The sequence below is a fragment of the Mucisphaera sp. genome (genome assembly GCF_965279675.1).
Classification (GTDB): Bacteria; Planctomycetota; Phycisphaerae; order Phycisphaerales; family Phycisphaeraceae; genus Mucisphaera.
In genome coordinates, this window is the sequence record NZ_CBDIIJ010000002.1 from 1,712,473 (window position 1) to 1,724,336 (window position 11,864).

Genomic DNA, 11,864 nt, shown 5'->3' on the forward strand with positions numbered 1-11,864 from the left:
AAGGTTGAAGTAGGCGGCTTCGTTCACTCTCTAGGGCGAGGCTTGCAGGCCACCGGATACCCCCCCCACCGTGGGGCACCCCACCCTGTTGATTAGTTCATGCCCCAGCCTTCGAGCCTTAGGTTGTGAGAGACTCAGGGTTAAAGCTACGTACGAACTCTAAATCAAGCTGTCCGGCGTCTACAACCCATAACAGGCAGCCCAGTAAGCATCGCAATGATTAGTGCTGAAGGCTCAGGGACGGTGCCATCGAAGCCAAAGTTGGAGGCGAGTATCGATAGATCGATTAAGTCAACAGATCTATCAGCATTAAAGTCGCCATGGCTGTTACTAATCACGGACTGTCCAAAATTCGAAGCGAGTACAGAGAGGTCGATGAGGTCGACGATCCGATCGAGGTTGGCATCGCCGGGCTTGGATCCGAAGAGATTGGACACCCATTCGATTGCATCATCGCTGTCGATCAAGCCGTCATTGGTTAGGTCGAGATCTGCATTACCATCCTCAATAGCGGCAAAGAGCAGGTCTAGATCAGCGACATCCAGTGCGCCCGATCCGTCGAGGTCACCGCTCAATGAAGGCCCAAGGCGGATGCTGAAGTGATTCCAGTAAACATCATCCTGAATCGGTCCACTAGGGGCATCGAACTGATAGAGAGCAAAAGACTCGATCGCGCCCGAGCTGGCAAGCAATCGCTCAGTAAAGGTGAAAGAGCTAGGGGAGTAGTCTCGTTGCTCTTGGTAGCTCCACAGTGTGAGGTTGTACGAGTCGGCATCAAGGAGTTCGATCTCGGCCGAGAGGCCGAATGGGGTAATAGGCACGCCTGTGTCGAAGAGACCGTCACCGTCGATGATCTGATACGTCGATGAGAGACCATCGATGAAGAGCCGGAATCTGGTACTGTTGCTGAAGTCGTCAGGGCTCTGTGCTTGGGTTGTGCTGCGGAGGGTCAGCCCGACCTCACCGGTCACGAGCCCGTGCTCGAGGGTAAGGCGGAAGCTATCCCCGTACCCGTCTAGAGGCTGGTCGAAGTTCCTGAAAGCGGTGGCCTTTTCGACCCCCGAGCCCTTGTTAGCGAAGCTGGCAAGGGTCCTTCCTGTCGAGGCATCACCCGACCCGGTGTTGTCGAGCCCGGAGGGGTCTTCAGGACTGAAGAAGCCAGCGAAACCTCCACTGGTGGCCGAGGCGCGGAGTGTCCATGGGCCGAATCCCAGGCCACCATCTGTGCCGTTGTCCCAGTTAGAGCCGTAGGCAGTCTCACCCGCGTGGTCGTACCCGGCGGTGGCGTCTCCTTCGGCCACGAGCATCGTCCAGATCTTGAGGCTGGGGACGTCGGCTTGAACGAAGCCGTTAGGTGCTTGTGTGAAGGCAAGGTCCTCAGGCAAGCCAACCATCGAATCGGGAGAGGCTGTCCAGAAGTGGTTGAGAGTCCGTTGAGTGTGGAACTCGATGCGGACGTTGGTCTGTTCGGAGGGTTCGGTCTGGGTGGCGTTGGTATCACGCCAGTTCATGTGAGTGGCATCGACGAAGTTGATGAGGTGGAAGATCTCCCTATCGCCGACAGTCTTGCTGACCGTAGCGATACTTCCTTGCTGGGCCGGCCAGTTATTGAGGGGGTGTGTTGGTGAGGAGACTGTGTGGGTACCGAAGGAGCCTCCGTCGCGCAGAAGGTTCTGATAGCCAACTAGGAAGTCATAGTAGTGGACGAGGCGATCTTGAAGCTCGCTGGTCTGAGCGAGGGTATTGTTGGGGAAGTACTCCTTGCTGAGCATGTGTTCGCCCAGCTCGATATGCGCGCCGCCAAAAGCAAAGATAACGGCGTCGGTCATCAGCACAGCGGGGGTGTTGAAGGTGCCGGGGTTGTCGGCATGGTTGTAGTTCATGTAAGCGGCGAGTACGGAGTTGAGCTGGCCGTTGGAGGCTGCATGATTCTGCATAAGGATGGCAGCTAGGTCGTTGTATTGTTCGTTGGGCTGCCAGACCTCGGTATAAAGAAAGTCAACTGGAGCATTGGCAATATCAGTCTGACCGTACTGGTTGACGGCATTAGCTACGTAGCGCAGATCGGAGAGGGCAGGTGTCGACTTCATGGACGAGACGAAGTTGCCGGTGGCCGGCGCCAGGTCGATGGGGCGTCCATTGGCGGCATAGACCTGACCGCGGTCACCGAGCTGGTCCACGTGCCAGCCGTCAAAGCCGAAGGCCTGGATGGCATCTGCAGTGGTCGTTGCGATGTACTCGCGCCAGGCGGCGTTGTAGGGATCTACGAGTGTGACATCGCTCTTCCATCCTGACGGCAGGGGGTGAATGTCCTGAGTCGTCTGACTCGGGTCGCGGTACAAGAACCAATCAGGCGAGACGCCATCGGCGACGGCATCTGCGTCTTCGTTCGCTCCGTAGAGCAGGTTGTAGGACATCGCCATCATGTTGCGTTCTTGTGCGCGCGTGACGTATCCCTCGACGGTGTTGGCGTAGTGGCGTCGGTTGGCGATGTCGCGCCATGAGAAGTCGGGGTTCTCGGGGGTGCCCTCAAGCGGTTTGTGATGGGTGCTCTTCCAGTCGTAGAACTGCAGGCCGTTGATGTGGTGGCGGGTCAGTTGATCGATCACCTCATCCATGCGGGAGGCCGACAGGAAGCCGAAGTCGGAGATGAAACCATAGCGTGGGAACTTAGCCCAGTCGGATGAGACATCGACGGCGATGGCCTCGCGATCGAGGACGGTCGAGCCGTCTAGCAGCCTGATATCGACGGTGTAACCTCGGTAGTCGGTCTCTGGCGGCTGCCAGAGCCAGCTGGTGGCGGTGCCTTGGCCGACAATGATCTGCTCGGTCGCGATCACCTCGGAGAGCGAGCGGTAGGTCACCTCCAGGGTCATTCCTGCTGAGGGGTTGGCGACCTCGAGGCTCAGGTCGACCGGTTGGCCGGGATTATGGCGACCATGACCGGCGCGCACGTTCTCGAGCGTCTGCGCTGCTGCGGGCTCGATAACACCGAGCAGTAGACAGCCCAAGAGAGTGCACGCTCGGGAGTACAAACAGACAACCTTTCGCAAGCGTGACCACCTCTCAGGACTAAGTCGTGGCGGGCGTTCTCACGCCAGCCGCGATGTCAGGACATACGATTCAGCGATTTCGCCTGCCGAGCAGACACCCAAGTCCAAGAGCGCCGATACCAAGAGCACTAGGAGTGGGGACGAGAGTGACAGAGAAGTTATTGTAGTAGATTGCATCCTCACCAAAGGATCCTTGGCTGCCGCTGTAGAGTTTGATACTTCTAGCGCGACCGGTATAGGTGCCAGAATCAACGTCATTGATGCCACCGGAACGCGTAACCGTCCAAGTGCCACCGGCTAGGGAAGTCTGGACGAACTCGAGTGAGAAAACGGTGTCGTTGCTGTAGGCATTGCCGAGGCTGCCGTTACCCGATGTGGCCTGGCTAACGGTGTAGTCGTCACCACCAATGTTGAGGTTGAAGACGGTGGCGTCGCTGCTGTCACGCAGATCCATGCCCTTAAAACCACCACGGAAATTGACGGCCATGTCCATCGAGAAGACCTGGCCAGCATCGAGACCGTCAGGATCTAGGAAGCGGAAGATATCGACAAAGTTGCCTGAAGTATCGTGGATCTTGAAGGCTTTGCCATCGGAATCAATGGCACCGGTCCCGCCACCGACGCCGAGAGAACTGGAGATATCGACGTTGACGCCAGTCACCGCTCCTCCTCCAAAGACCCAGGCTCCCATACCTGGTCCCCCACCGGTGTTGCCATCGTCGAAGTTATCCCAGCCGTCGATGTAAGCAGCTGCGCTCGCATCATCAAAGCCGATATCTGCTGCGTTGGCTTGGCCCGCCATGATGGCCAGTCCACTTATTAGTCCGAGTGTCAGAATCTTGTCGTTCATGTTCTTCTCCTCCAGTATGAATCGAGTGTTTGGGGTGAAATTGATCATCACTTGTTTCAAGTGAACTAGACGGTAGTCATCAGGCAAACCGTTTTCGCCTGCGGAGTAATCCGGTCAAACCCACCGTGGCGAGTGTGGCAGTTACGGGTTCGGGGACGCTCGCTGTGCTGCCGAAGTTGGAGGCCAACAGAGAGAGGTCGATCAGGTCGACGAGTTCATCGGTGTTGAAGTTGCCCCCAGCCCAGCCAGCGTTCTCGCCGAAGTTACTAGCCAGTGCGGATAGGTCGATCAGATCGACCGTGAAGTCAATGTTGCTATCACCCGTGAAGGTGCCAATGAGTGTTGCCACGAGGAAATCGAGGTCTGCCGAATCGACGTCACCTGAACTATCTAGATCGAAGCCTGGATCAGAACTACCTGCTCGGATAGCGGCCGTCAGCAAGTCGATGTCACTTGCATCGACACTGCCGCTCCCGTCAAGGTCACCAGGAATACCACTGACTTGGTCGGTAGCATATGCGAGGCTGTTCCAGAATACGTCGCTCTGATTCGGAGCATCGATGTTGACTAGAGCCAGCGACTCAACAGTACCGTCACCAGAGGTGTTGGCGAAACTCAGGCCGTTAAATGAGGTGATCTCCGGGTTGCTGTCATTGGGCTCCCCGTAACGGGTAATGGTTATGTCGAAAGTTGTCGCCGAGGTGAGGGTGAGGTCGAGGTCGACACCCCAGAACGAGAAGTTAACACCCGTATCAACCTCACCTGTCGCGTCGATGAGCGTGTAGGTACTCTCACCACCGAGAAAGTAGAATTGGAAGAGCGCGTCGCTGTCGAAGTCGTCAGGTGTCTCGGTCCCGAATTGGACAGAGCCATCTCGGAGCGAGACGCCGACGCGCCCACCTGGGTCGACAAACCCGTTCTCGAACGAGACGGAGAAGGTGTCGCCCTGCGAACCAAGCGGGTTGTCGAAATCGCGGAACTGGACGGCTTTGTCAGCAAAGTTACCCTGGTTGGCGAAGCTCGCCCAGACCTCACCATCCGGGGCGGGTGATCCGATGTTGTCGACGCCCGCGGATGCTCCGGACTGGGTGAAGGTGCCGGCGAATCCGCCGTCGGTCTCGCTGGTGAACTCCCACGGACCGAAGCCTGAGCCAAGGTTGTCGCCATCGAACCAGAAGCCGAAGTAGTTGGCGGCATTGTCGCTGCCTGAGCCTCCAGATGCCGTGTAGGCCAGATTGTTGAAGAAGCCGTCACTCTGTTTCTCGACGTCCAGCTGATAGAGAGCAACCGAATCAATGGTGCCTGCGCCTGCGAGTGTTCGTCCGCCGAGGACCCCATGGGTTGATTTGTTGAAGACATCGGGCGCAGCGCCGCCTGAGCCGGCCGCTGCGTTGTACTTGGTGATCTCGATGTCGTAGGTGTCTGGTCCTGTCAGTGTGTATGTGACATCGACACCGAAGAGCGTGAACGGGATGAATGGCAGACTGCCAGAGCCATCGAGTGGGATCTCCCCGGCATCATCAATCAGCGAGTAGACGCCTTCGCCACCCGAGAACTGGAACTGAGCCCGGGCACCAGCCTCGAAATCCTCAGGTAGATCAGAAATATTTGCAGTTCGCAGTGCGATGCCCGCAGCGCCGTTGACAAAGCCGTGTTCGTAGCTGACCGAGAAACTGTCGCCTAGCCCATCGAGCGAGGTGGTCAGCTCACGGAAGGCGGTGGCTTGGTCGATACCATCACCCTTGTTAGCGAAGCTTGCCCAGACGCGGCCCTCCGAGCCTGGGTTGGTGTAGGGCAGCGCGGGCGACTGCTCGACGCCGATGTTATCGACGCCACCGAGGTTATCGGCGCTGTAGAAACCAGCAAAGCCTCCCGAGGTAGCGCTCGACAGCAACTTCCAAGGGCCGAAGCCGGTGCTGTCATTCTGTCCGTCGAACCAGCCGCTGGCGACATAGGAGGGGTTGCCCGCGTTATCCGAGGCCGTTGTCTGGCCCAGAGATGCTGGCGCACAAGCGAGTGTCAGCAGTAGGCTTGCGGTGGTGTAGGTCATATTTCTCTTAGTCATGGTCTTTCTCCAACCATCAGGTCTATTCGCTTACAGATTTCTACCAGTAGCCGAGTGAAGGGTCTGCAGTGCCGAAGAAGGTAGATGCGAATCTGTCCTCATAAGCCTGTCCGAACATGAAGAGTCCGGCGTGACCATCGGCATAAATCATATTGTGAGCACGCTCTCCCGAGCTGTGCCACTGAACCTTGGGCGTGGCCTCATACGCTTCGTCTGGTAGCCAGTTCCAGTCGCCTGCCACGATCTTGGTGCTGAGGTTCCGGTCATACTCGTCGATGCGGCGTGGCAGTGCAGGTAGACTCGTGCCTTGGCCGTTGGGGTTCCAACCGATGTAGTCGACGCCGTAGAGCGATACTGGCTCACGACCCGGTAGGACTCGCTGCTGGGGTGAAACCTCGATGATGGCTCGGTAGCTGGTTCCGTAGGCCTCGAAGGTATTCTCAACAGGCTCAGCTGTGACATCAAACTCAGGGTCACCAACGTCAGCCGGACATTCCGAGCCCGCATTATCGCCAAGATAGCCGCTGTCGAGTAGCGGGCGCGGCGCAGTGATGGGATCAATCGACCCACCAACGTCCTGAAAATGCGGGGTCTGGCCGACTCCCCCGAAGAGAAGCGCCCAGTCGCGGACCGGCGGGAAATAGCCTTTATGGTCGACTGTGTAGGCGACGAGTGCTATGCCGAGTTGTCGTTGGTTGGATAGACAGGCGGCTGAACGAGCAGTGTTACGTGCCGCGCCGAGAGCGGGTAGAAGGATGCCAATAAGCAAGGCAATGATCGAGATCACCACGAGAAGTTCAATCAGTGTGAATCCAGAACGCTTAATCATGAGATCACCAGCTTCTTGTCTGATCGCTCGGAAACCGGTCCGGTGGACCATCCTCGGTGCAGTTTTCCACCTTCAACGGTTTGCCTGATCGGTGTGTGTTCAGGGTCATCAATGAGAGCCATGAGGCACTTAGCTGCAGCTCGTCCTTCTTCGATGACCGGAGCTGTCACGGTGGTGAGCGTCATGCCGGGGCCGATGCTCCGTGGTTGGCCGCCCATGGTCACGATTGAAATGTCTTTGGGGGCATCGATACCGTGGCTCGCAAAAGTACTATGCAGGCTGACGGCAAGATCGTCATACTCGGCAAAGAATGCTGTTGGGGCATCTGGGCTTTGCAGGAGCCTGAGCGGGCGGTCATCGACAGTTTCAGACGTGGGGCTCAAGATGATGTTTTGCCGGGAGCGAGGCAGGTCCGCCTGCTTCAGGAGGTCCCAGAAAGTCTGTCGACGCGCTTCCGAGATGACACGGTTGTCGCGGTTACCGACATAAGCGATCCGGCGGTGACCGAGTTCGATCAGGTGTCGCACGGCCAGCTCAATGGCAGCGGGATCCCAGGAGGAACATGAGATCTCATCGAGACCCTTGGGTGCGTCACCGAGAAAAACAAGAGGAACACCTCGCCTCACGACATCTCGGTAGCGATCCATACCGCCTCTTAGCGGATTGCAGAGAATGCCATCCACCCTACGTTCGACGAGCGAGCGGAGAAGGCGCGCCTCTAATTCGGCGTCGCCGTGGTGGCAGACGATCATGGGAACGGTCTCTGTCTGGCCCAGCTGCTCGGCGACTCCCTGCATGATGCGGTGTGCCCAGTCGTTGCGTAGGTGAGGAAAGACGACGCCGATCGCGTGAGTGCGTTTCTGGCGGAGTCCCCTGGCCAGAGCGTTGGGCGTGTAGTTCACATCGCGTGCAGCGGCGAGAACGCGCTCGACAGTCTCGACGGAAATCTTGCGCTCAGCAGCCTTGCCGTTGAGGACGAACGAGACCGTGGTCGGCGAGACACCGATGTGCTTTGCAAGAGCCGACAAAGTGCGGACAGGTCTGCGAGCGAGGTCAGGCGCAACGCGTTGACCAGGCGTGTTGGTGTTCTTGACGCGACTCACGGGATCAAGATCCTGAGAAACTGAACGAGAATGCCATGTTGTAACTAAAAGCATTTACTTGACATCTCTAATTTATATGCTAAATGCATTTAGTCAAGTGCTTCTTAATTTTGTTTTCTTCATCACGTATGTGTTCAAACGTAACAAGACCCGATAGGGCAATCCCATGAAAAATTCATTAAGTGTATTATCATCAATAATTTACACATTTCTTTTCCTATCCACAGTAGTGGGAGCTGACTCCTTGCCACTCGCTGTGACGGGTCATGGGCTGAGAATCAGCCTGTCAGAAGTGTCGCGAGAGCTCCCCGGTCATGTCCGGATCAGCATCGATCCCACGCGAAAGCAGCCAACACGGGTTGGTGAGGATGCCCGTGTCCGTCTCGGCGATGTCACTGTGGAGTATGACCCTGCTACGGGAATGCTGGCCCTCCGCCATGACCAGGGGCGCACGTGGAGCGGGAGTTTTGCCCCTCTGGAGCGGTATGGCCGTGCGGGTGTGGCAGGCGTGGAGATCGTCTGGAACGCCACGCCGAAGGAGGCGATATATGGTCTCGGCGAGCGTTTTGACTCCTTCAATCTCGCGGGGCGCAAGGTCGAGATGTGGCTCGTTGATGCACCTGGACAGGGCGGCGAGGGGAGTGAGACCTACTACGTCACACCTGTCGCTTACTCTTCGGCTGGTTACAGCCTGGTCGCGGATGACAACCCTGAGGGGGAGTTTGATCTGAACTCAGCTGGCGATGGGTTTCATCGCTATCGCCGAGCAGGCGAACGCGTTTCCTTCGTCATCGGATTCGGACCGGATATCCCGAGGCTGATCGCTGACCGTACTCGTCAAATCGGCGGACTCGAGCCGGTACCCGACTGGGCCTTTCAGCCTTGGATCAGCAAGAACAGTTACGAGACACAGGCCGAGGCGGAGGACGCAATGGAGGGGATGCGCGAGCGAGATCTACCTTTTGGTGTCATCGTCCTCGAAGCTTGGAAGGGACCGAGCGAGACAGGTGAATTTAACCGCTTCTCTCAAGAGCGCTGGCCTGATCCTGAGGGATTTCTTGAGCGATGCGTGCAAGATGGGGTGCGTGTGATCCTCTGGCAGGTGCCGATTCTTCATCCCTCCTCGCCCTGGTTCGCCGAGGCGGCTAAACGAAGTCTGCTGGTACGCGATCCAGCAGGCGATGTGAGTTTGCGCGAAGAATGGCTGGCTGGCTTCGGAAACATTGACTTTTACAAGCCGGAAGCCATCGCATTCTGGAAAGACATGCTAAGGCCGGTTGTTCGCATGGGGATCGCGGGCTTCAAGGCCGACGATGGGGAGGCCATCAAGCCGACCGACCTGCTCGGTCACGACGATATCCCGGGATGGCAAGCGCACAACGAGTGGGCCGCTCTGTACAACATCGCAACCTATGAGTTGTTCAAGGAAGAGGGCATTGATGGCATGCTCTGGGCCCGTAGCGGTAGCCTTGGCATTGAGAAAGCACCTGCGCTCTGGGCCGGCGATCAAGGCGCTGAGTGGAGTCAGATGCAAAGGCTCGTCACCGCCGGGCTATCCTCCTCGATCTCCGGTATGCCTTTCTGGGGACACGACATCGGCGGCTACTATGGTACAGCGACACCCGAGCTCTACATCCGCTGGCTGCAGTTTGGTGCGCTCAGCCCGTTTATGCAGTTCCATGGCATCGAGCCGCGCGAGCCTTGGCACTTTGGAGAGCATGCAGTTGAAGCCTATCGCCAGTTAGCGCATCTCCGTCTCAATCTACTGCCAAGTCTTCTTGATCTGGCCGATGAAGCAGCCCGCACTGGCGCACCATTGATGCGTCCGATGTTCTTCGCAGGCCTCGACGACCCGTCACCCGGTTTAGCAACCCAGTACCTACTGGGTGATGACATGCTGGTGGCACCGGTGATGCAGCCGGGCGCTACCAAGAGGTTCGTGGATTTCCCCCCTGGCAGATGGCTACACGCGAGTCAGCCACTTGTTTACACAGGCCCTGGTCGATTTAGTGTGCCCCTGCCTCTTGATCAACCGCCTCTATTCCTGCGCGACGGGGCCACGCTTCGTGTCCAACTGCGTGAAGATGCATTGCTGGGCGAGTGGGATGCTCAGGCACCCCAGCGTCACTGGCATGTGACGCCAGGAACGCTCTGGCGCAAGGCATCTTCATTGACTGACTTGCGTGTGCCAGCTGTAGGCAACATCACCGGACATCCTGTCACTCTCTCCTTCAAGACCGATACTGAGCTTGAGTCATTCCAAGTGCACTGGTCTCTCGCTGGCGAGAAAGGGCTCAGGCGTGAAGCATCAGTTCAGCGGACGGGTCAAGTCCTCACTGCTGACCTTACGCCTGATGATCTCAATGAGGTCATCGGTCGTCGGCAGGCGTACACCATCCACCAGCAGGGGCGTCTCTTGATATCGGGTGAGATTGACTGGCGGGAACTGGTGACCATCGAGGTCCGTGATCCTTATGGTGACGTTGTTACAGCGAGCCCTGCCACGGTCGAAGCGAATGTGACCAACCGTACACCCCATCCCGTAACCATAGAGTTGGGTCTGAACGGAGCTCCTGAGATCAAGATCCCGAATCCAAATCGCTTACTTCGGCTTGAGCCAGAAGAGGGCATAGAGCTCTCTTGGACCGTAGACGTTGCAGAGAAGGGGCAAGTCGTAGGCGACTCACGTGTGGAAATAACAGCGGCTATTGATGGTGTACAGGCTGCGCGAGCTGAGGCTGCCTTGGTCCGTGCCCCGAAATGGGTTGTGGCCGGTCCGTTCCCCGCTACCTCCAAGGAGTCAGCTTTCGCCGCTCCTTACCCACCGGAGTGGGTTAGCAGCCCTGATGCCAGGTTCACGGCCTTAGATCAGAGTGTTCGTTGGGAGGCATTCGACACCGAAGTACTCGCTAGAGACAACGCTATCGACTTCAATCAGCTGTTTGGTGAACAACATAATGCTGCTGCCTACGTCATGACCATGCTCGAAAGCAATACAGATCAACCCGCCGAGGTTCGTGTCGGCAGTGACGACACGCTGACACTATGGGTCAACGGTGAACTGCAGCACGCAGGAATCTATGACCGCCCAGCATTACCGGATCAGAACATCATCCCGATACAGCTCAAGCGTGGTAGCAATCATATTCTTGCCAAGGTTGCTCAGGGTCAGGGTGGCTGGGGTTTTGTGGCCCGCTTCACTGGCCCAGACGGTGGGGTGCTCACCGGAGTCGTTGATAGTCTGCACGAGCAGTCTTGGTACGCTGCTGACCGGCCAGCGTCTAGAGCAACAGCTATCTCAAGCCCTCGTTTGTCGTGGAGCGTTCTTGGACCCTTCCCGATTAACAGTATCCAAGATGTTCAAGGCGTACCTGAGATCGAAGCGCACATCCGGCGCGAAGGCAAGCTGCCAACAAGCCATCAGAGCAGACGACTCAGGCCAGCCCGAAGCGGTGACGAAGTCGGATACATAGACCTGACTGGTTTGAATCCAAACAGAGATCAACTCGCCTATGCCTCGACCTCGCTCGAAGTGGACAGTGATCAGACAATTGAAATCCGTGCCGGATCAGATGATGGTCTGGTGCTTTGGGTGAATGGCCGGGAGATATTACAGGCCGAGAGGCCACGCGCCCTCACTCCGGCAGAGGATCGAATCCGATTGGAACTCCCGGCGGGTGCTCATCACATCGTTGCCAGAATCAGTCAGGGCGGAGGCGACTGGGGTTTCTTAATCGAGGCTTGGGCAGTCGATGAACTGCCATTGATACCTCTGGGAAGCCATAGCGAATGATCCGCAAGTAACAAGCTAACTGGTCTTAACGCGTTCGATCTTCTTACCAGGACAAGAGGCAGTGCGACGACTACACCTCATTTCAATTTTTTTGCTGTCAGACGTCCCGATAGGGGTAGTTGGATCTTCTATGTCTGGTCTTGAAGATTCATGAGTACTAGCCAGTTATGA

The 11,864-nt window shown here is 57.2% G+C and carries 6 protein-coding genes; 1 reads left to right on the plus strand and 5 read right to left on the minus strand.

Annotated elements, in window-relative coordinates:
* Positions 1-164: 164 nt before the first annotated feature.
* The 5 genes from ACQZAB_RS07380 to ACQZAB_RS07400 all read right to left on the minus strand — a co-directional run bounded on the left by ACQZAB_RS07380 (position 165) and on the right by ACQZAB_RS07400 (position 7,900).
* On the minus strand, positions 165-2,954 hold the full coding sequence (locus tag ACQZAB_RS07380; protein ID WP_428388475.1) for a glycoside hydrolase family 66 protein: 2,790 nt from the start codon (positions 2,952-2,954) through the stop codon (positions 165-167).
* A gap of 169 nt (positions 2,955-3,123) precedes the next feature.
* Positions 3,124-3,903, minus strand: coding sequence for a hypothetical protein (locus ACQZAB_RS07385; RefSeq protein ID WP_428388477.1), 780 nt, complete (start codon positions 3,901-3,903; stop codon positions 3,124-3,126).
* A 79-nt stretch (positions 3,904-3,982) separates the two neighbouring features.
* Positions 3,983-5,968, minus strand: a complete 1,986-nt coding sequence (locus ACQZAB_RS07390; protein WP_428388479.1) for a hypothetical protein — start codon at positions 5,966-5,968, stop codon at positions 3,983-3,985.
* A 40-nt stretch (positions 5,969-6,008) separates the two neighbouring features.
* Positions 6,009-6,797, minus strand: coding sequence for a type II secretion system protein (locus ACQZAB_RS07395; RefSeq protein WP_428388481.1), 789 nt, complete (start codon positions 6,795-6,797; stop codon positions 6,009-6,011).
* Positions 6,794-7,900 (minus strand): LacI family DNA-binding transcriptional regulator, encoded by a 1,107-nt coding sequence (locus tag ACQZAB_RS07400; protein WP_428388482.1) that lies wholly within the window; start codon positions 7,898-7,900, stop codon positions 6,794-6,796. Before ACQZAB_RS07400 ends, ACQZAB_RS07395 begins: the two co-directional genes overlap by 4 nt.
* A 166-nt stretch (positions 7,901-8,066) precedes the next feature.
* Between ACQZAB_RS07400 and ACQZAB_RS07405 the strand changes: the two genes are divergently transcribed.
* Complete coding sequence (locus ACQZAB_RS07405) at positions 8,067-11,693, plus strand: TIM-barrel domain-containing protein (RefSeq protein WP_428388484.1); 3,627 nt, start codon at positions 8,067-8,069, stop codon at positions 11,691-11,693.
* Positions 11,694-11,864 lie beyond the last annotated feature (171 nt).

What these genes read in the sequence shown, in the direction of transcription:
- ACQZAB_RS07385 (WP_428388477.1), bottom strand. Translation starts at nt 3,903, where the DNA reads ATGAACGACAAGATTCTGACACTCGGACTAATAAGTGGACTGGCCATC.
- ACQZAB_RS07390 (WP_428388479.1), bottom strand. Translation starts at nt 5,968, where the DNA reads ATGACTAAGAGAAATATGACCTACACCACCGCAAGCCTACTGCTGACA.
- ACQZAB_RS07395 (WP_428388481.1), bottom strand. Translation starts at nt 6,797, where the DNA reads ATGATTAAGCGTTCTGGATTCACACTGATTGAACTTCTCGTGGTGATC.
- ACQZAB_RS07405 (WP_428388484.1), top strand. Translation starts at nt 8,067, where the DNA reads ATGAAAAATTCATTAAGTGTATTATCATCAATAATTTACACATTTCTT.